The following is a 19,879-nucleotide window of genomic DNA, read 5'->3' on the forward strand; positions in this document are numbered from 1 at the left end:
GCTCGACAGGGCGGTGCAACGATGCGAATTTCGGAGGTTTTGCGCAACAAGGGTGCCGAGGTGGTCACGATCGCGCCGGAGGCGACCGTCGAACGGCTGCTGGCGGTGCTGGCCGAACACAATGTCGGCGCGGTGGTGGTGTGCGGGCCGGGCGGCACACTGGACGGAATCGTCTCCGAGCGGGATGTGGTGCGATCGCTGCACCGGCGCGGAGCGGCACTGCTCACCCGGCCGGTCTCGGAGATCATGACCGCCGTCGTGCACACCTGCTCGCCCGGGGACCGGGTCGAGAGTCTGCGGGCCACGATGACCGAGCACCGGATCCGGCACCTGCCCGTGGTGGAGAACGGGCGCATGATCGGCATCGTCAGTATCGGCGATGTGGTCAAGAGCGCGATCTCGGAGTTGCAGACCGAGCGCGAACAATTGGTGCAGTACCTGCGTAGTTGAGCCTGCACGCGGGCCGAGGTCCGCGCGAGCGAGGGCGGGCGCCGTATCGATCGACGGCCGGGCGGACACGCCGCCGCGCGGTGCGATCAGGCCGCACACCCGTGCCTGCGCCCCGGCTCGCTTCGGGTGGGGTAGTCGTTGCGAGCCGGACCTTTTCACGAGCTCGGCAGCAGTGCGAACGCGGCTGACGCGGCGACGCCGGGGGAATTCAGGATTCGAATCCGCAGGGCCACACACCGCCGGGTGACATTCGGCGACGTGATCGAACCGCAGCGGCTCGAGCTATATCAGATGCCAGGCCTGGAGCAAGCCGGTGATATTCGCCGCGATCGAAAGCAGGGTGTCGGCCAGGTCCAGCGCCGAGGAGCCGAGGCTGAGCAGGTCCATGGCGGTTACTCCCATTGATCAAGGTGGTGCTACACAACGGTAAAGATCTCGGTAATTGTCGGGCTATCTTCTCGACGATGGCCGTGGCCTGGCACAATCGCCGACACGTTGGCATACAAGCCTTTTCGGCTACTCGACACGATACGCCGCAGCAAACCGGTGCGACACCCCGGGTGCCGAAGAATCGAGCGCGGTAGCGAATTTCCGGGGGTGGATATCACGGTCCGGCTTCGGTATCGCAGGCACCGCCGCGGCCACCGAAACCGGCAATGCCGCAGGGATATTGGAATTTCATCGGTTCGTGACCGTGAAAAGTGTTACCGGGAAGGGTATTTCGGGGCAGAATTCGGTGCGGGCGGTTCGTTCGGAACCACGAGGTCGCTGGAGCCGGCATCGGGTGTACGGGTGGGGTCCGAGATGCGCGCAGGTCCCTCGGAGCTCACTGCCCGGCCTCATCGCTGTGGAGGCGTTCCGAACGGCCGCCGACCATGTGGATCGGCGGCGCCCGCCGATTCGATCGGCAACCGATCCCGTATTAGGGTGCGTTGCGCGCATGCCGTTCCGCTGGTCGGCGGCGCCGAATACGCCGCTCGATCCGAAGGATGTCCATGCGCCGCACCGCATTCGCCGCAGTCCTGCTCGCCGCCTCGTTCGCTGTCGGAGCATGCGGGTCGGCCGACGACTCCGCGAGCGGGCCGAGCAGCAGCTCGGCGCCCGTCACCACGGCCGCATCGAGCGCGAGCCATGACTGCGGGACCCAGCCCTGGCCGCGGGAACTGCCGGATTTCCGCGGTAAACCGTTGGGGGAGACCGTCGTCGGGGCGGCACTGTGCTTCGACGTCACCGCGATCACCACCGCCGACGGCCGCGACGTGATGCACGATCCGGCCGCGGCCACCACGCCGTGGACGGTCACCGCGCAGCAGCCGGACCCGGGCGCCTCGGTCGCGGCGGACACTCCGGTCACGCTGACGGTCGAGGCGCCCCGCTGAACCGTCTGCCCACTACTTGCCGGCGGCGCGGGCCAGATGTTCGGGGTACCGTTCCCCGGCGAAGGCGTCGGGCGGTGCGGCGGCCTCGATCCGCGCGAGATCCGCGGCGCTGAGCTCGAGGTCGACGGCCGCGACGTTCTGCTCCAGGTAGCTGCGGCGCTTGGTGCCCGGGATCGGTACCACATCGGCCCCGCGCGCCTGCACCCACGCCAGCGCCAATTGCCCTGCGGTCACACCCTTTTCCTCGGCCATCGCGCGCAGCTCCGCGACGATCGCCAGGTTGCGATCGATATTGCCCTCGGCGAAGCGGGGCAGCCCGCGGCGCATGTCGTCGGCGGGAAGGTCGGCGGTCGAGGTGATCGACCCGGTCAGGAAGCCGCGCCCCAGCGGGGAGAACGGCACGATGCCGATGCCGAGCTCGCGGCAGGTGGGCACGATCTCGTCCTCGATACCGCGGGTCCACAGCGACCACTCGCTCTGCAGCGCGGTCACCGGATGCACGGCGTGCGCCCGCCGGATGGTCTGCGCGGACGCTTCCGAAATGCCGAGATAGCGCACCTTACCCGCGGTGACCAGTTCCGACAGCGCGCCCCAGGTCTCCTCGATCGGCACCTCGGGGTCGACGCGGTGCTGATAGTAGAGATCGATGTGGTCGACGCCGAGACGTTTCAACGACTCGTCACACGAGCGGGCGACATAGTCGGCGTCGCCGCGGGCTCCCATCGAGCCGTCCGAACCCCAGACGATGCCGAACTTGGTCGCGAGCACCACGCGGTCCCGGCGGTCGGCGATCGCGCGGCCGACCAGTTCCTCGTTCGCGCCCGCCCCGTAGACGTTCGCGGTATCGAGCAGGGTGACCCCCAGATCCAGAGCGCGATGGATGGTGGCGATCGACTCCTCGTCGTTGTCGCGCACACCGTAGGCCTGACTCATGCCCATACAGCCCAGTCCCTGTGCGCCGACGGTCAATTCGCCGAGTTTCCTGGTCGCGATCATGCGAGCCGTCCTCCTGAGTGGCATCGGGTTGGAAGGTGAGCCTGGTACGAGCTCACGGCGCCGACGCTACGACCTGGAGTGTGCTCCAAGTCAAGTACGGCCGACGATCAGTCGTCGAGCCGCCGCACCAGAACGGCGAGCGCATCGCGCAGGGTTCGCCGCTGGTCGGCATCGATATCGTCCAGTGCGGCGGCGAAACGCTGAATGCGGGCCGAGGTGAGACCGTTGACGAGAGATCTGGCCTGTTCGGTGACGCTCAGTAGCTGGGCGCGTCCGTCGGCCGGATCGGCGGTGCGTTCCAGATAACCGTACTTCTCCAGGCCGGAGACGATCCGTGACATGGTCGGGGCGGTGACATGTTCGGCGGCGGCGAGGTCGCCGAGCCGCATCGGGCCGCTGCGGACCAGGGTGCCCAGTGCGGCGGCCGATCCCGGGCTGAGTGAGCCGAGGTCGCCGGAACGTCGCAACAGCCGAATGATCCGGCCGAGGGCGAAGTACAGGTCCGCCGCCTCGGCGAGCTCCTCGGCGCTGCGTGCGCGCTCCTGCGGGATCATCCGATTGCCGCTCCTACCCGAGTAGTAGCACCGTCGGCACCGTCGCCGGCGGCGATATCCGATTCAGCCAGTATGCCCCGTGGTACGCGAGCGGCCGACGTCGACCCACGCCGGACCCTCGGCCGTCCTCGGTCCGGCGGTGCCGAGCCGGATCCTTCATCCCGTCGGCGAGCCGGCGGCGTACTCGGCGGTGGGATGGAAGGCGTGATCGCCGACCCGGTCCGGGTCGACCATATGGGCGACGAACAGCCGCGCGGCCGGTGTCGGGGTCCCGGTGGTGATCGCATGCCAGGGCCGGTCCAGGGGGGTGCCGTCGACCGGTACCACCACGAGATTGCCCTGCGCCACATCGGATTCCACGGCGTCGCTGTGAATCAACGTGAGCCCCAGCCCCTCCCGGGCCGCGGCGAGTACGGCGCCGTGGGTGCCGAGGGTGAGCACCGGCGGGCGGATCTGCAGGCGTTCCAGCAGCGCCAGCGTCGTGTCGCGGGTACCGGAACCGGGACCGCGCAGCAGCCACGTGGTGGTGCGGGGATCGTGCGAGCGGCCGGGTGCGCCGACGACGACCAGACGGCTGGGGCGCCGGGCCCGCACCACCAGGTTCGCGTCGCGGGGCGGGCGCCCGGCGATCACCAGATCCGTTTCGTGGTGCTGCAATTCGATGAAGAGCAGGTCGCGCGGGTGGATCGACAACCCCACCTCGATCTCGGGGTAGCGGTCACGGAACGACGCCAGCAGACGCAGCAGAACGTATTCGCCGGCCGTCGCGACCACCCCGATGCGGAGCCGCCCGGTTTCGGCGCGACGCACGGCGGCCTGTGCCTCTTTCATCAAACCGAGGATGCTGCGGCAGTATTCGGCGTACACCCGGCCCGCCTCGGTGAGCGCGATCCCGCGTCCGGATTTCGCGATCAGTTTCGCATCCAGCTGTTTTTCGATATGGGCGACGGCGGCGGAGGCGGCGGCTTCGGTGATGTGCAGCTGGGCGGCCGCACGCCGAATGCTGTTGTGTCGGGCCACCGCCAGGAACGTTTCCATTCGAACCGCACTCACCGTTCCCATCCACAGACGGTAGCAAACTCAACGATTCGGTTGAGCGAGACCGGAAACAATCGAATTGTCCCGCCGGTGGCCTAGCCCCATCCTGAATCTGTGCAGGACCCCCGCACTAGCTCAGGAGGACCGATGACCGACGAATCCACTCGTGACCGCTGGGATCCGGGCGTGCACTCGTATGCGTCGATGGGCTATTACGACGCCGATTATCAGCCGGGCGATACCGATGTGCTGGCGGTGTTCCGGGTGACCCCCCAGCCGGGGGTGGATCCGATCGAAGCCGCCGCCGCGGTGGCGGGCGAATCCTCCACTGCCACATGGACTGTCGTATGGACCGATCGACTGACCGCCCACGATCGATACCGAGCGAAATGCTATCGGGTGGAAGAGGTTCCCGGTCGTCCGGGCGAGTATTTCGCCTATATCGCCTACGATCTGGATCTGTTCGAGGAGGGGTCGATCACGAACCTCACCTCCTCGGTGATCGGGAACGTGTTCGGCTTCAAACCGCTCAAAGCGCTGCGCCTCGAGGACATGCGTATACCGGTGGCCTATGTCAAGACCTTTCAGGGTCCGCCACACGGAATCGTTATGGAACGGGAGTATCTGAACAAGTACGGCCGGCCGTTGCTGGGCGCCACGATCAAGCCGAAACTCGGATTGTCGGCGCGAAACTACGGCCGAGTGGTATACGAGGCCTGTAAGGGTGGACTCGATTTCACCAAGGACGACGAGAACATCAACTCCCAACCCTTCATGCGGTGGCGCGATCGCTATCTGTTCGCCATGGAAGGCGTGAATCGAGCCATTGCCGAAACGGGAGAATTGAAGGGCCATTATCTCAATATCACCGCGGCCACGATGGAGGATATGTACGAACGCGCGGAGTTCGCCAAATCTCTCGGCAGCGTGATCGTGATGATGGACCTCACGGTCGGATACACCGCGATGCAATCGATGTCGAAGTGGGCGCGGCGCAACGGCATGCTGTTGCATCTGCACCGCGCCGGACATTCGACCTTCACGCGGCAGAAGACCCACGGCGTCAGCTTCCGGGTGCTGGCCAAATGGTGCCGGCTGATCGGTGTCGACCATCTGCACGCCGGCACCGTGATCGGCAAACTCGAGGGCGACCCGCACACTGTCAAGGGCTTCTACGACACCTTGCGCGACAACCACATTCCGGCCGATCCGCGTAACGGGATCTTCTTCGATCAGGATTGGGCGAGCCTGCCCGGTGTCATGCCGGTGGCGTCGGGCGGCATTCACGCCGGACAGATGCACCAACTGCTGGACCTCTTCGGCGACGACGCGATTCTGCAGTTCGGCGGCGGCACCATCGGCCACCCCATGGGTATCGCCGCGGGGGCGGAAGCCAATCGGGTCGCGCTGGAGGCGATGGTCAAGGCCCGCAACGAGGGCCGGGACCTGCTGAAGGAGGGACCGGACGCCCTGCGCGCCGCCGCCCGGCTCTGCCCGCCGCTGGACGTAGCGCTCGCGACCTGGGGCGATGTCACCTTCGACTACACCTCCACCGACGCCCCCGACGCGGTGCCCACCGCCACGGCCTGACCGCTCCGCCCACGACCGAAACCGAGGAGGCGCAATGTATCTGCGTCAAGGCACGTTCTCCCATCTACCCGAGCTGACCGATGCCGAGATCGGCGCGCAGATCCGTTACGCGCTGCTGAACAATTGGCCGGTCTCGATCGAGTACACCGACGACCCGCACCCGCGCAACGTGTATTGGGAGATGTGGGGGTTGCCGCTGTTCGATCTCGACGAACCCGACGGCGTACTCGCCGAGGTCGACGCCTGCCGGTCCACATTTCCGCACTGCTACGTGCGGGTCAACGCCTACGACGCGAGCTACGGCCGCCAGACCACAGCGCTGAGCTTCCTGGTGCAGCGCCCGGCCGACGAGCCCGGATTCCTGCTGCTGCGCACGGACACCGAGGACCGCCGCCAGCATTACGGGCTGCGCTCCTACGCCACCGACGTGCGCGCCGGCGCCCGGTACCAGGACTAGGCGATGACGGACGGGAGGGCCACGATGGCGCCGGGCGGCACGGGATCAGGATTTCGGCTGTACCGGCCGGGTTCCGAGCCGGCCGGTACGCACGGCAACGCGACACCGTCGGACGACGAGTCGGCGCCGCCGCTGCCCGACGACGCCACGGTGGATCTGTCCACCGACCTGGCGGGCAAACACGTCGAGGAGACGTTGGCCCGGCTGGATGCGGAATTGATCGGGCTCGCCACGGTCAAACGCCGGGTGCGCGAGATCGCGGCGCTGCTCATGATCGACCGGGCGCGGCAGCGGTTCGGGCTGCAGGCCGCCCGGCCCACCATGCATATGAGTTTCACGGGTGGCCCCGGAACCGGCAAGACGACCGTCGCGCTGCGCATGGCGGAGATGCTGCACGCCCTGGGCTACATCCGAAAACCGAAGGTGCACACGGTGACTCGCGACGACCTGGTGGGGCAGTTCATCGGACACACCGCGCCCAAGACGAAGGAGGCGCTGGCCAAGGCCGCGGGCGGGGTGTTGTTCATCGACGAGGCCTACTACCTGTTCCGGCCGGAGAACGAACGCGACTACGGCCAGGAGGTCATCGAAATCCTGTTGCAGGAGATGGAGACCGAACGCACCAGCCTGGTCGTGATCTTTGCCGGATACCCGGATCGGATGGATACCTTCTTCTCCGCCAATCCGGGGTTGTCGTCGCGGGTGGCCCACCACATCGAATTCCCGGACTACACCCGCGCCGAGTTGCTCGCCATCGCGGAAGTGATGGTGGCCCAACAGAATTTCCGGTTCGACGACGCCGCGGTCGGGGCCTTCGACCGGTATCTGACGTTGCGAATGGCGCGCCCTCGCTTCGCCAACGCCCGCAGCGTTCGCAACGCGCTGGACCGGTGCCGCTTGCGTCAGGCCAACCGGCTGGTACAGCAACAGCGGCCGCTGGGCAAATCCGATCTGATGACGCTGCGCGCCGAGGACGTCTACGGCAGCAGCGTATTCGGCGACGAGGAGGCGCCGGAATGCCCGACGGAATGAAGACGCTCACCCGCTACACCATCGAGCAGGAACACCGCCATCCAGGCTCGTCGGGGGAGTTCTCGGCCCTGCTGAACGTGGTGTCGACCGCGGCGAAGATCATCGCCAACCAGGTCACCCGCGGCCGGATCGTGGGTTCGCCGAGCGCGGCCGAGGACTCTTCCCTGAGCCTGCATCGGCGCATGGACGCCATCGCCAACGCCATCATGGTGGAGCAGTCGGAATCCAGTGGGCCGCTGTCGGCGCTGCTGTCGGAACAGATGAACGGATTCCACCCGATTCCCGGACAGCTGCGGCGTGGAAAATACATGCTCGCCTTCGATCCGCTCGACGGCTCCTCGAATATCGATGTCAACCTGCCGGTCGGCACGATCTTCAGCGTGCTGCGCGCCCCGGAGGACGGACGGATGCCGGCGGCGGCCGACTTCCTGCAGCCGGGCGTGCGGCAGGTCTGCGCCGGCTTCACTCTCTACGGCCCGGCGACGATGCTGGTCCTGACGACCGGAAGTGGCGTCGACGGATTCACCCTCGATCGGGAGATCGGCGCCTTCGTCCTCACCCACCCCCGCATGCGCATCCCGGAGGACACCTCGGGCTTCGCGATCAACGCGGCCAACGAGCGCTTCTGGCAGCGGCCGGTGCGCCGCTATGTGCACGAATGCCTGGACGGAGTGGACGGGCCGCGCTCGCGCGACTTCAACATGCGCTGGGTGGCCTCGCTGGTCGCCGACGCCTTTCACATCCTGACCCGCGGCGGGGTGTACCTGTATCCGTACGACACCCGCGATCCCGCCCGGCCGGGCCGGGTTTCGCTGCTCTACGGCGCCAACCCGATCGCCTTCGTCGTCGAACAGGCGGGTGGGGCCGCCACCACCGGTCACGAACGAGTCCTCGATGTCGTCCCCGAGCACCTGCATCAGCAGATCCCGCTGGTGTTCGGCTCGCGCAACGAGGTCCGGCGGATCGAGCGTTATCACCGCGAACCCGATGCCGGGCCGCCGTTCGACGCCTCGCTGTTCGGCACCCGCACCCTGTTTCGCCCGGCGCGGCACTGAACGCCGCCCTCGTATCGAATCGAGTTGCCATGTCGCGCAAGCACCCCGTGGTCGCCATCACCGGCTCGTCGGGCGCCGGGACGACCAGCGTCACCCGCACCTTCCAGGAGATCTTCCGCCGCGAGGGCATCAATGCCGCCATCGTGGAGGGGGATTCGTTCCACCGCTACGACCGTGGCCAGATGCAGGAAGCGATGGCCGCGGCCGAAGCCGATCGGAATCTGCACTTTTCCCATTTCGGGCCCGAGGCGAATCTGCTGGCCGAATTGGAAAGTCTGTTCCGCGATTACGGCCAATCCGGGGTCGGACTGGTGCGCCGCTATCTGCACGACGAGGCCGAGGCCAAACCCTACGGTCAGCCGCCGGGCACCTTCACCCCGTGGGAGGAGCTCGCGCCCGGCAGCGATCTGCTGTTCTACGAGGGCCTGCACGGTGCGGCCGTCACCGACACCGTCGATGTCGCGCGGTACGCCGACCTGCTGGTGGGCGTGGTGCCGATCGTGAATCTGGAGTGGATTCAGAAGGTCATTCGAGACAAGACCGAGCGCGGCTATTCCAGTGAGGCCGTGATCGATACGATCCTGCGGCGCATGCCGGACTACGTGAAGTACATCTGTCCGCAGTTCTCCCGCACCTATGTGAACTTTCAGCGCGTCCCGACGGTCGACACGTCGAATCCGTTCACCGCGCGGAGTATTCCGACCGCCGACGAGAGTTTCGTGGTCATCCGTTTCGCCGATCCGAAGGTGATCGACTTTCCGTATCTGCTGTCGATGTTGCACGATTCGTTCATGTCGCGGCCCAACTGCATCGTGGTACCGGGCGGCAAGATGGATCTGGCGATGCAGCTGATCTTCACACCGCTGATCCTCCGGCTGATGGACAAGCGGCCCGGGCCGCGCGGGTAGGACCACTACTTCGTCTTCACCGCGATCGTCGCCTGGTCGACCTGCACATTGCTTTCGCTGGGGTTCCCGGTCGCCCGCACGGTGATCCGCGCCTTGTCGATGCCCTCGTTCTCGAGCGTGGTGGCGACGGTGTCGCCGCGCGCCTTCGCGAGCGCATCGGCGGTCGCGGAGTTCGGGTCGGCGGCATAGGTCTCGATGGTGACCGCGGTGTCGTTACCTCGCAGCGGCAGGGCGACCGCCTTGATCGTCGCCACATCGCCGGGGCTCAGATCCGAACTTCCGGGGTCGAAGGTGATCGGCGCGGCGGCGAGCAGACTGTTGATCGCGTTCTGCACCGCCTGCTCGGCGGCATTGAGCGCGGAGCCGACCACCGACGACGCCGTCGTCGCGAGGCTGCTGCGCATATCGGTGTGCGCGGCGCCGGGTGTTGTGGTGGTGGTGACCACCACCGGGCCGTTGTCGTCCGATGAACACGCCGCGAGCGGGATCAGCGCCGCCGCACCGACTGCGAGGACCGCTCCCAGGTTCACACGCTTCATGCTGTGTCTCCCAACTTGTCGACCCGGCCATGGTTCGTCGGCGACCACGGCGGCACTCCTCCGGCGTTCACTGTTCGCTAACCACTATTCGCTGCTGCCGGCTCAGCGGATATATCGATCGAGGAGGCGCATACTGCAGAGGGATTGCCGGAACGTCGCGCAGGGGAGGCTCATGGACCGCAGTAGCCAGGCATTGCTCCACGGACCGCTGTTCTCCCGCCGGATCCCGTTGGAACGCGGTGACGCCGCTCGCCGCATCAGCGCCTACGTCTACGGCAATATCCTCATCTTGGCGGCCCTCATCCCGGTCACCACGACCGACGAACACGTCGGGATTCTCGTGGTGGTGGGCACTGCCCTGTCGACGTTCGTCGCCCACGTGTTCGCCGAAGGTGTCGGTGAGGCGGTCCGGGAGGGAAAGACCCTCACCTCGGGGCAGCGCTGGTCGGATCTGCGGGATTCGGTGCCGATTCTGAGTTCGGCGGTTCTTCCGGCGGTGATTCTGGCCGGCGCGGCCCTCGACTGGCTCGAACCACGCACCGCGCAGATCATCGCCGAGGTGGCGATGTTGGTGCGGATCGGCGGCATCGTCTTCGTCATCGAGCGGCTCAAAGGAGAGCGGCCCAGTCGGTGGACGTTGCTCGCGGCGCTGCTGCTGACCGCGGTCGCCGCCGCGGTGGTCGTCGCCAAGGTCCTGTTGACGCACTGAACAGAACCTCGGCGTCGATCGGCACTGCCTCGGTCACACCCGGCGTGGATCCCAGGTGGCGATCGCCCAGATCACGACGATGTCCAGTGCGATGACCAGGATCGACCACCACGGGTAGTACGGCAGCCACAGGAAGTTGGCCAGGATGGACAACCCGAGCAGGATGATCGCCAGCACCCGCCCCCAGGTCGCCCCGGTGAACAATCCGATGGCCGCCGCCACCAGCAGGACGCCGAGGACCAGGTGGATCCAGCCCCACCCAGTGACGTCGAACTTGTAGATGTACTGCGGTCCGGAGACGTAGATGTCGTCTTTGGCGATAGCCGAAATACCTTGCAGCGCGGACACGATCCCGGTGACGACCAACAACGCCGCCGCGGCCAGTGACGTACCCGCCGCCACCGCCTGCCGGGTACCGGATCGCCTGTCGAGAGTTCCGTGTTCTGTAGCCGTCACGACGGCTCACCCCTCTTCGCGTATGGTGCCGGCGCACAACCGCCGACGCGACCCGACCTCGGTCGGATGTGATGGGTTCTGAATGCGGCCTCGGGCTGCCTCCTGACAGCCGCCGCGAGTGCGGACAGTGGTCCCGGTTCGCTCACCGACCGGGGTCGGTGGTGCCGATACGGTCGGTGAGCCACCAGGCATCAACCGATTCGTCACCGGTCCGCCGCCGGATCACGCTCGCGGCGGCGGTGTCCCGATCGCCACCGAAGCGTGATCGAACGGGTATGGAAGCCGTTGCCGCGACGAGTGCCCTCGTGGAGTGGCCTAGCCCCCGCGGTCTCGCGCCGGCCGGGCCGATCGGGCGAGGGTGGGCGCGCGGCCGCCAGTGCCCGCCGATGCGCGGGGCCGAGCTCGGCGACCATCGGGGCCAGGTGGCGCTGACCGCGGCCTAGTCGCCCGACTCTGGTGCGGGTGCGGTCGGTGTCGGCCGGCCGCCGAGGGCTTTTCGCTCGGTGGCGATCTGCTCGTGCAGGGCGCGGGAGCGGCGCAGCACATCGGCGCGGTCGGCTTCCTCCGGAATTCGGGGTACCGCGTGCTCGATCATCGTCGCCTGTTCCAGCACCACCTGGAGCCGCCGGGCATCGGTGACGCGGTCGGCGATCTGTCCCAGCGCGTCGAGTTGGCGGATCATCACGGCCGGTTGCCCGGCGCCGGCCTGGCGGATCTTCTCGAAGGCGCGCTGGACCAGGCGCTCGTAACTGACCTGGGCGGCCAGCACGCGAATATGGCCGGTCCGGTCGCGGCGCACCGGATTCGGATCCCACGTCACCGCGATCCGGGCCAGGCAGTCGCCGAGCCAATCGATACACGTCAGGACCGTGAAGGTGTCGTTGGTCGCCGAGGCGAGTGCGCGCAGGGCGATCTCGACGATCTGGTCGACACCGAAGGAGACGTCCTGCACCAGGGTGCGCATCGATCCGGTGACATGGCCGCGGGAGAACTGCTTCTCGATGCGGCGCGCCGCCTGCGCCGGCCAGACGTAGGCGACCACCTGCCCTTCGGTGACGAAATGGCCAGGGCGATAAGGCAAATGGATGACCGCATCCGCTTCGGCGGCGAGCCGGACCAGCCGCTCGTAGCGGATGTACTGCAGATATCCGCTGCTGGAGGTGCGGACCTCACCGCCCGACCGGGCGAGCAGATCCCACAGCTCGCCCGCGGACGGCCCGCGCTCGGCCACCGCCGCGGTGGTATCGGCGTTGGCCGCGACGGCGATGCGCACCTCGCGCGCGATATCGGCGACCACATTGGGCAGCTGGATCTGGCCGCCGATGTGGTTGATGAAGTAGATGAGGACCGCCAGATCGATCACCAGCGAACCGATCGACGCCGTCGCGCTGATGTGGGGGACGAAATTCTCACCGACCGAAACCAGGGCGGCGATCGCGTAGACAAAGGTGGCGACGAAGGTGCCGAGCGTCAACTGGGTGCCCCGGTCGCGAATGAAGTTGCGCAGCATGCGCGGGCCGAACTGGGTGGAGGCCAGGGTCAACGCGAGGATCGTGATCGAGAAGACCACGCCGACCACCGTGATGATGGCGGCGGCGATCGCGGTCAGGACCTGCCGCGCCGCATCGGGGGTGCCGCCCAGCACCCAGGTCGGCAGCGATGTTCCATTGTGATAGGCCGCGCGATCGAGGGTGAAGGTCACGGCGAACAACGCCACCGCCGCGAGGACTTCCAGGGTCGGCACGAACCACAGATTCGTCCGCAGGCGTTCCCGCCACCGGTCCGCTTCGAGTGAGATCCCGTGCACGATGGACCTCCTTGCGCTCTCACCGACCTGTGATGAACCTACCTCGACCCCAGCCGACCGCATCGCGGTTGCGCTGCGGCGCCCGAGGTTGCCCTCGGCGACCCGGGCAGGCCGGTTCGGCTATTCGGTCGGCGTGTGCCGCTGCACCCAGCCGAGGTCGGCGCGCCAGGTGTAGGCGGCGACGATGGCCGAGGCGATGACGGCGGTGTAGAGCATGTCGCCCCCGTCCACCACCAGGCCGACCAGACCACCGACGAGGGCGCCCAGACTGAACGACAGCCACTGCACCGCATAACCGAGCCATTCCCGGTGCGTGCCACCGGCGAGATGCCGCTCGACGCCCTGGGCGAACTTGACCAGCGTGCCGGTGACGTAGGTGACGGGGATCGACACCTCGCCGTTCTTGACGAACGAGGTGTTCAGCGAACCCATTGCGAAGGCGACCAGCAGGATCGGGATCAGCCCGAGGTCCGATTCGCGGCGGTAGAGGATGGTGTCGAGAACGGCCGCCGCGGTGAGGGCGGCGGTGGCCAACATGGTGGCGCCGTGCGGATGATTGCGCCACCAGTGCCGGCGACAGATCGAGGCCACCAGAACGCCCGCGAGAAAGCAGACGATCAAACCGAAGGCACCGGCCGCGAGGGTGTAATCGCCGAGAAAACCACCGATTGCGGCGCGTTCGGTGTTGCCGGTCATGAACGTGACGAAGTAGCCCTCGGAATGGGTGTAGGCCGCGGCGCCGACGAATCCGGCCAGGATCAGCAGCACCGAGGCCAACCGCGTCTCCAGATTCCAGAACGGCTCACGGGCGTCATCGGAGTTCGCAGTCACGGCAAAAGGCTAGCAATCCGGCGGCTCGGCTCGGTCCCGCTGTATCGGGCGCTTCCACGGGTGAGGTGTCGGTGGCCGCACGTAGGGTGGGCGAATTCGGTCGGACGCGGGAGGTGCGGTGGAGGTCGGTTGGGACCAGGTGTTCGCTTGGCGGCTGCGGCGCGGTTTCGTCGAGCGGCGCGACGGCGACGGTGCCGTATCGGTGGCTCGCCGGTTGGCGGGCGTGCAGGCTCAGGTGACATCGGCCGCGGAGACCGCGGTGGCACTCCGGCAGCGCACCGAACCGCCGGGTGCGGTGGTGCGGGCTCTCGAGACCGGCGACCTGATGAAGACCTGGGCCATGCGCGGCACCCTGCACGCGCTGCCGCCGGATCTTGCCGCCGCCGCGCTGTCCCTGCTGGCCGCCGCGCGGACCTGGGAGAAGCCGAGTTGGCAACGCACCTTCGGCGCTGATGCGACCGAGGTGAAAGCCCTGTCCGACGCGGTGGGCGAGGCCCTCGACGGCGCCGTGCTCACGCGCGCCGAACTGGTGACGCACCTGTCCGCCGACGCCCGGTTCGAGCGGATGGGGGAGCAGTTGCGGTCGGGGTGGGGCGCGCTGCTGAAACCGCTCGCCTGGCAGGGCGTGCTCTGTCACGGTCCGGCCCGCGGCAACACCGTGACCTTCGCCGCCCCGGCGGACGTCGTGACGAACTGGCCGGGCCTACCGGACGCCGACGTTGGCGCGGGGCAGTTGATCCAGGCCTATCTCGGCGCCTACGGACCCGCCACGCCGGAGGCGTTCAACACCTGGCTGATCCGCGGCGCGTTCCGCAAAAGCACTGTCCGGCAATGGTTCTCCGATCTCGGCGCGGAGCTCACCGAGGTCGATGTGGAAGGGCGGCGCGCGTGGATCCGAACCGCGGACGCCGCCGACCTCGCCGCGACCGACCCGACCGACTCCGTACGCCTGCTCGGCCCGTTCGATCAATACGTGCTCGGTCCGGGAACCGGGGACACCGCGCTGCTTCCCGCGGCGCACCGGGCGCGGGTGAGCCGCACGGCCGGTTGGATCTCACCGCTGGTGCTGGTCGGCGGACGGATCGCCGGAAGCTGGGAGATCGTCGACGACACCCTCCGGATCGACATGTTCGACGAATGCCCCGTTCCCGATCGGGACCTCCTGGCGGCCGAGACCGCCGAACTCGCCCGGGCCACCGGCCGTACCGTACTCGAACTCGCCTGACCGCAGCAGGCGGATCACACCGCCGTATCTCGGCCCGACCGGTCCACCGGCGCGACGACCTCGCTCAAGGCGGTGCGGGTCGCGGCGCGGCCCAGATCGAGGGCGCGCAGCAGCACCGTCGCGTCGCGCGCGACGCGGCCGACGGCCGGGGCGTCGAGCGGTGGCCGGATCTGCAGGATCGACGGATCGGCCACCATCCGCTGCTCGTCGAGGACGAACTGCGCCGCCCGCGCCCCCCAGCTCTCGGCCAGCCGCGGACCGTATCCACCGAGCGCCCGGGCCACCACGCGGCGTTCGAATTCCGAAGGGGTGCTGGGCTTTTCGTCCGCGCGACGAGTGCGCAGCACGACGAGATGGGTCGCGCCCTGAGCGCGGGCGGTCCGGACGGGGACCGATTCCGACAGCCCCGCATCGACAAAACGTCGCCCACCGAGCGCAACGGGTCGTCCCGCCAGGACGGGCATACAGGTGCTGGCCCGCAGGGCACGCTGCAGCGACGCGACATCGGTGATATGCGGGTGCAGGTCGACCGGGCTTCCGTCGGCGATATCGGTGCCGATCGGGTGGAACGTCACCGGATTGGCCAGAATCGCCGGAAAGTCCATCGGTACGACCCGTTCGTAGACGGTATGCACCAGATAACGGGTGTCGACGACCGATCCGCCGCGCAGTGCCCGCGCCGGCGAGATCACCCGCCGCACCACATCCGAATGCCAGGCCCGCCTGGCCCGCACCGCGCGGCCGCACAGCAGCCAGGCTCCGTTCAGCGCGCCTGCCGAGGCCCCGTACACGGCGTCGAAACACCGTAGGACGCCGAGCTCCTCGAGGCCCATCACCATCCCGTGCGAGTACGCACCACGTGCCGAACCGCCCTCGATCACCAGCGCCAGCCGCGCCCCGTCGCCGTGCGCACCCGCCGCCCCGCCGTGACGCATGCGCCGAGCGATCAACTCCGCCGGGCGCCCGGGCGCCTCTGTACCGTCCGGCACCACACCACACCACACCTTCCGCCTCCGTGATCGATCCTGTCTAGCACGAGGCGGCCGGACGCCCGCTACGGCACCAGAACGAGCTTGCCCGCCGCGCGATCGGCCTCCATGAATCGGTGTGCGGCGGCGACGTCGTCCAACCGGAAGACACGGTCGACAACGGGTCGGTGCACACCCGCCTCGACCTCGTCCACGATCCGCTGCAGTGCCGGGGCACTCGTGCGGCCGGCGACGGTGTCGCTGTGGAAGGCGGTGAGGCGGGTTCCGGTGGGGATCATGGCGATCGGTTCGAAATCCGAAATCAGCCAACCACTCAGGGACCCCGCGATGCAGACCGTTCCGCCCCGGCGGACCAGCCGCAACGATTCGGCGGCGGTCCGCGCCCCGACGAGGTCCAGGATGTAATCGGGTCCGTCCGGCCAGATCGCCCGCAGCTGCGCGGGCACGGTTTCCCCGTCGTCGAGGAGAATGTGGTGCACACCGGCCGCGGTCAGGGCCGCGGCCTTGGCCTCTTGTCGGGTGGTGGCGGCGAGTTCGACGCCGTAGCCGGCCGCGATCGCCGCGGCCGCCACACCCACCGATGAGGTGCCGCCGCGAATCAGCAACCGCCCCTTGTGGTCCGGGCCGACCCCGGCCGCGTCCAGTGCTCCCTGCGCGGTCAGGTGGGTCTCCGGCAGGGCGGCCAGCACATCCCACGCGAGCGTGGTCGAGATCGGCATCAGCAACGCGTTCGGAAGCACGGCGTACTCGGCGTAGCCGCCGTCGAACTGCCGGCCCATCTCACCCATGACCGCCGCTACGGTGCTGCCTTCGGGTAATGCCGCATCCGTGGATATCTCGACCGTGCCCACGCACTCGATCCCGAGTACGCGCGGGAAACGCACCGTCGGCGAATATCCCTGCCTGGTCCGCAATTCGGATCGGTTCAGCCCGGCGCCCCGCACCCGGACCAGGCTCCAGCCGGCGCGCACCGGCGGCACCGGCACCTCGCGAATTTCCAGTACTTCCGGCCCGCCTGGCCGCACACAGACCGCCGCGCGCATCGTCGTCTTCCGCATACGACCACTGTCGTCCGGACCGGGGATGGCCGACCACCGATAGAATGCCACGCTATGCCCATCAGCCGCCAAGTTCGGCCGGAATCCCGAATGTGGCCCTCGGGCGGGGCGCATCTGTGGCCCTCCGGCGGAACGAGTTCGGCGCATTCGCATGCCCGCGGCCATCTGGTGTACGCGGCGCGGGGCGTACTGTCGGTCCATTCGGACCAGGGGATTTCGGTGGTGCCGGCCAACCGGGTGGCGTGGACGCCGGCCGGGTGTGTGCACTTCCACCGTGCGCACGGCGCGACCGATATGCGGATCGTCTTCCTCCCGGCCGCCGTGGCACGACTGGTTCCGCCGCACCCTGCGGTATTCGCTGTCTCTGCACTGGCGCGCGAAGTCCTGCTCACGCTGACCGATGCGCGCGACCACGACGGCCCGTCCCGCGATCGTTGGGCCCGGACGCGTCTGTACCGGGTTCTCGTCGACGAACTGCGGATTGCCCGTGAGCAGCCGCTGCATCTTCCGGAGCCGCGTGACGACCGCCTTCGTGCCCTGGCCCGCAGGCTCTACGACGAACCCGGCACTACCACGGCCCTGGCCGAGCTCGGCCGCAGCGTCGGCGCCAGTTCCCGCACCCTGAGCCGGCTGCTGCGCGCCGAATTCGGAATGACCTTCTACGAGTGGCGAACTCAGGTGCGCATTCACCACGCGCTGGTCCTGCTCGCCGACGACCACGACACCGGATATGTCGCACATGCCTGCGGCTGGGCGAATCCGAGTGGCTTCATCGCCGCGTTCACCGACATCGTCGGCACCTCGCCCGGTCGCTACCGCCGCGATCTGCGGACCGGCCGACCGTCCCGCGGTGGCGCGCGGGCGACCCGGTAGGCTGCGCCGATGCGGATAGGATCGTCGCGTCGCCTCATCGATACCGTCGCATGGGTGCTGATCGAGGACGGGCGGATCCTGTGCGCTCGGCCCAGCGGCAAGGACGAGTTCTATATTCCCGGCGGAAAACGCGAAGGGGCCGAAACCGATCGCCAGACCTTGATCCGCGAGATCGCCGAGGAGCTCACGGTCGCGCTGATTCCCGATTCCGTGGCGCACGTGGGGACCTACGAGGCCGAATTGCCCGGCGACGCGGCCACATCCGTGCGAATGAGCTGCTACACCGCCGACTACACCGGATCGCTCGTGCCGAGCAGCGAGATCGCCGAGATCGCCTGGTTCCGCTACACCGACCGGGACGCGGTGCCGCCGGTCGATCAGCTGTTGTTCGACGATCTGGTGGCGCGCGGCCTGCTGCCGGCCGGCTGAGCGTCCGGTGCGGGCGCGGATCAATCCGGCAGCAGCGGAACCGAGAGACCTTCACCGCGGCCCAGCAGCGCCGCGCGGGTGACGGTTCCGGCGCCGAAGCGATCGCGCAGGGCGTCGAGAGTCGCATCCAAACTCGTCTCCGCCCGCGTATCCAACGGCAACATCAATTGCCGAGGGTCGGTGTTCTGCAGATTGGTCAGGGCGAGGCCGATGAGGGTGAGACCGCGTTCGGCGATCAGCGGTCGCGCCGCCGCGAGCAGGGTGAGCGCCGCCCGCAGAATCGTCTCGCCGTCGTCGGTGGCCGTGGGCAGCGTGTGCGATCGGGTGGCCCGGCTGAAATCTCCGAATCGTAATCGCAGCACCACCGTTCGGCAGATACGGTGCGCCGCGCGCAGCCGATGCCCCAGCCGGTCGGCCAGACCGTGCAGATAGGCCTCGATCTCGGCGTTGGTGCGTGGGCGGTTTCCGAGCGCACGCTGCGCGCCGATCGAGCGGCGGCGACGCCCGGTGTCGACGCGGCGTGGATCGCGTGCCCACGCCAGCGCGTGCAGATGCCGACCCGCCGCGCGGCCGAGCAGCCCGCACAATTCGAGTGGATCGGTTTCGGCCAGCTGTCCGATCCGGGTGATGCCGTGGTCGCGCAAGGTGCGGGACGTGACGTCGCCGACGCCCCAGAGCCGTTCCACGGGAAGCGGATGGAGAAAGTCCAGCTCCGCCTCCGGCGGCACGAGCAGCAGGCCGTCGGGTTTGGACACCGCGCTCGCCACCTTCGCGAGAAATTTCGACCGCGCCACCCCCACCGAGATGGGCAGGCCGACCTCGGCCCGTACCCGCGCCCGCAGCCCGGCCGCGATCTCGAGCGGTGTGCCCGAAATGCGATGCAGCCCGGACACATCCAGGAACGCCTCGTCGATCGAGATCCCCTCGACTTCCGGTGTGGTGTCGCGGAAGATCTCGAAGACCGCCCGGCTGGCTCGGGCATAGGCCGACATGCGCGGCGGCACCACGATCGCATGCGGGCACAGCCGCAACGCCTGCCGCGCGTTCATCGGGGTGCGTATGCCGTAGGCCTTCGCCTCGTAACTTGCCGCCAGCACGACGCCACCGCCGACGATCACCGGTTTCCCACGCAGCTGCGGCGCATCGCGCTGTTCCACCGAGGCATAGAACGAATCCAGGTCCGCATGCAGAATCGCGGCGCGGCGCGCCCCGGGCTCCGCAACCGCGGTCAAATCACCACGATCGGAATCGAACACGCGTTCGATACTACTACTCCCGAAGGTCCTCGCGTTTCGCGGTCGGGTGGTGGTGTTCCAGTGCTTGCTCATGCCGATCACTCAGCGCTTTCGTGGAATATTCGCGACTGCGCGTCGATGCGGTTTCGCCCGCGATCGGTGACGCCCGGGGGTCCGACAGCGCCTACGAGAGGGCGGTGTCACCGGTCCGACGGTCACGCGGGCAAGGTACATGCAAGATCGATGCAAGCGGTGTGGGTACCGTCGAC

21 protein-coding genes are annotated in these 19,879 nt (G+C 68.1%); 11 read left to right on the top strand and 10 right to left on the bottom strand.

Annotated features, from left to right (window positions below):
- Nucleotides 1–21 precede the first annotated feature (21 nt).
- Together ON37_RS12625 and ON37_RS12630 are read left to right on the top strand one after the other, a co-directional pair.
- The gene (locus tag ON37_RS12625) at nucleotides 22–450 is read left to right on the top strand and encodes a CBS domain-containing protein (RefSeq protein WP_040719278.1); all 429 of its coding nucleotides are present in this window, start codon (nucleotides 22–24) and stop codon (nucleotides 448–450) included.
- Between the two features lie 995 nt (nucleotides 451–1,445).
- On the top strand, nucleotides 1,446–1,829 hold the full coding sequence (locus ON37_RS12630) for a PASTA domain-containing protein (protein ID WP_157171445.1): 384 nt from the start codon (nucleotides 1,446–1,448) through the stop codon (nucleotides 1,827–1,829).
- Between the two features lie 12 nt (nucleotides 1,830–1,841).
- Here ON37_RS12630 and ON37_RS12635 read toward each other — a convergent pair whose 3' ends face one another.
- The 3 genes from ON37_RS12635 to ON37_RS12645 all read right to left on the bottom strand — a co-directional run bounded on the left by ON37_RS12635 (nucleotide 1,842) and on the right by ON37_RS12645 (nucleotide 4,441).
- Complete coding sequence (locus ON37_RS12635; protein ID WP_040719282.1) at nucleotides 1,842–2,825, bottom strand: aldo/keto reductase; 984 nt, start codon at nucleotides 2,823–2,825, stop codon at nucleotides 1,842–1,844.
- A 107-nt stretch (nucleotides 2,826–2,932) separates the two neighbouring features.
- Complete coding sequence (locus ON37_RS12640) at nucleotides 2,933–3,379, bottom strand: MarR family winged helix-turn-helix transcriptional regulator (RefSeq protein WP_040719284.1); 447 nt, start codon at nucleotides 3,377–3,379, stop codon at nucleotides 2,933–2,935.
- 156 nt (nucleotides 3,380–3,535) lie between these two features.
- Nucleotides 3,536–4,441 carry a LysR family transcriptional regulator gene (locus ON37_RS12645; protein WP_245553175.1) on the bottom strand — a complete coding sequence of 302 codons (906 nt, stop codon included), beginning with the start codon at nucleotides 4,439–4,441 and terminating at the stop codon, nucleotides 3,536–3,538.
- Nucleotides 4,442–4,564: 123 nt separating this feature from the next.
- On the opposite strand from ON37_RS12645, the gene ON37_RS12650 reads away from it, so the two are divergent.
- Genes ON37_RS12650 through ON37_RS12670 form a run of 5 tightly spaced genes read left to right on the top strand, consistent with a single transcriptional unit; the run spans nucleotide 4,565 to nucleotide 9,459 of the window.
- A complete protein-coding gene (locus ON37_RS12650) occupies nucleotides 4,565–6,007 on the top strand; it encodes a form I ribulose bisphosphate carboxylase large subunit (protein WP_040719286.1) in 1,443 nt (480 codons plus the stop codon).
- Nucleotides 6,008–6,041: 34 nt separating this feature from the next.
- Nucleotides 6,042–6,464 (top strand): ribulose bisphosphate carboxylase small subunit, encoded by a 423-nt coding sequence (locus ON37_RS12655; RefSeq protein WP_040719288.1) that lies wholly within the window; start codon nucleotides 6,042–6,044, stop codon nucleotides 6,462–6,464.
- A gap of 3 nt (nucleotides 6,465–6,467) precedes the next feature.
- The gene (locus tag ON37_RS12660; RefSeq protein ID WP_040719289.1) at nucleotides 6,468–7,496 is read left to right on the top strand and encodes an AAA family ATPase; all 1,029 of its coding nucleotides are present in this window, start codon (nucleotides 6,468–6,470) and stop codon (nucleotides 7,494–7,496) included.
- Nucleotides 7,481–8,551, top strand: coding sequence for a class 1 fructose-bisphosphatase (locus ON37_RS12665; RefSeq protein ID WP_040719290.1), 1,071 nt, complete (start codon nucleotides 7,481–7,483; stop codon nucleotides 8,549–8,551). Before ON37_RS12660 ends, ON37_RS12665 begins: the two co-directional genes overlap by 16 nt.
- A 29-nt stretch (nucleotides 8,552–8,580) precedes the next feature.
- Nucleotides 8,581–9,459 (top strand): phosphoribulokinase, encoded by an 879-nt coding sequence (locus ON37_RS12670; RefSeq protein ID WP_040719291.1) that lies wholly within the window; start codon nucleotides 8,581–8,583, stop codon nucleotides 9,457–9,459.
- A 5-nt stretch (nucleotides 9,460–9,464) separates the two neighbouring features.
- Here ON37_RS12670 and ON37_RS12675 read toward each other — a convergent pair whose 3' ends face one another.
- Entirely contained in the window at nucleotides 9,465–9,998 is a 534-nt protein-coding gene (locus ON37_RS12675; RefSeq protein ID WP_040719292.1) for an OmpA family protein, read from the bottom strand.
- A gap of 172 nt (nucleotides 9,999–10,170) precedes the next feature.
- Between ON37_RS12675 and ON37_RS12680 the strand changes: the two genes are divergently transcribed.
- Complete coding sequence (locus tag ON37_RS12680; RefSeq protein WP_040719293.1) at nucleotides 10,171–10,707, top strand: hypothetical protein; 537 nt, start codon at nucleotides 10,171–10,173, stop codon at nucleotides 10,705–10,707.
- A gap of 33 nt (nucleotides 10,708–10,740) precedes the next feature.
- On the opposite strand, the gene ON37_RS12685 is transcribed toward ON37_RS12680, so the two are convergent.
- From ON37_RS12685 to ON37_RS12695, 3 genes are all read right to left on the bottom strand, one after another.
- Nucleotides 10,741–11,163, bottom strand: a complete 423-nt coding sequence (locus ON37_RS12685) for a DUF7144 family membrane protein (protein WP_051031520.1) — start codon at nucleotides 11,161–11,163, stop codon at nucleotides 10,741–10,743.
- A gap of 439 nt (nucleotides 11,164–11,602) precedes the next feature.
- Entirely contained in the window at nucleotides 11,603–12,970 is a 1,368-nt protein-coding gene (locus ON37_RS12690) for a DUF2254 domain-containing protein (protein ID WP_083892943.1), read from the bottom strand.
- A 120-nt stretch (nucleotides 12,971–13,090) separates the two neighbouring features.
- Nucleotides 13,091–13,801, bottom strand: coding sequence for a YoaK family protein (locus tag ON37_RS12695; protein WP_051031521.1), 711 nt, complete (start codon nucleotides 13,799–13,801; stop codon nucleotides 13,091–13,093).
- A gap of 118 nt (nucleotides 13,802–13,919) precedes the next feature.
- Between ON37_RS12695 and ON37_RS12700 the strand changes: the two genes are divergently transcribed.
- Nucleotides 13,920–15,026: a DNA glycosylase AlkZ-like family protein gene (locus ON37_RS12700; protein ID WP_040719295.1), complete on the top strand. Its 1,107-nt coding sequence runs from the start codon at nucleotides 13,920–13,922 to the stop codon at nucleotides 15,024–15,026.
- Nucleotides 15,027–15,040: 14 nt separating this feature from the next.
- Here the strand turns inward: ON37_RS12700 and ON37_RS12705 are convergent, their stop codons facing one another.
- The gene (locus tag ON37_RS12705) at nucleotides 15,041–16,015 is read right to left on the bottom strand and encodes a patatin-like phospholipase family protein (protein WP_245553176.1); all 975 of its coding nucleotides are present in this window, start codon (nucleotides 16,013–16,015) and stop codon (nucleotides 15,041–15,043) included.
- Between the two features lie 65 nt (nucleotides 16,016–16,080).
- Nucleotides 16,081–17,073, bottom strand: coding sequence for a zinc-binding dehydrogenase (locus ON37_RS12710; RefSeq protein ID WP_040719413.1), 993 nt, complete (start codon nucleotides 17,071–17,073; stop codon nucleotides 16,081–16,083).
- Between the two features lie 54 nt (nucleotides 17,074–17,127).
- On the opposite strand from ON37_RS12710, the gene ON37_RS12715 reads away from it, so the two are divergent.
- Both ON37_RS12715 and ON37_RS12720 read left to right on the top strand, forming a co-directional pair.
- Nucleotides 17,128–17,946: an AraC family transcriptional regulator gene (locus ON37_RS12715; RefSeq protein ID WP_051031522.1), complete on the top strand. Its 819-nt coding sequence runs from the start codon at nucleotides 17,128–17,130 to the stop codon at nucleotides 17,944–17,946.
- Between the two features lie 9 nt (nucleotides 17,947–17,955).
- Nucleotides 17,956–18,375 (top strand): NUDIX hydrolase, encoded by a 420-nt coding sequence (locus ON37_RS12720; RefSeq protein ID WP_040719296.1) that lies wholly within the window; start codon nucleotides 17,956–17,958, stop codon nucleotides 18,373–18,375.
- Between the two features lie 20 nt (nucleotides 18,376–18,395).
- On the opposite strand, the gene dinB is transcribed toward ON37_RS12720, so the two are convergent.
- Nucleotides 18,396–19,631: a DNA polymerase IV gene (gene dinB, locus ON37_RS12725; RefSeq protein ID WP_245553177.1), complete on the bottom strand. Its 1,236-nt coding sequence runs from the start codon at nucleotides 19,629–19,631 to the stop codon at nucleotides 18,396–18,398.
- Nucleotides 19,632–19,879: the final 248 nt, after the last annotated feature.

The organism is Nocardia veterana NBRC 100344, assembly GCF_000308855.1.
Taxonomy (GTDB): domain Bacteria; phylum Actinomycetota; class Actinomycetes; order Mycobacteriales; family Mycobacteriaceae; genus Nocardia; species Nocardia veterana.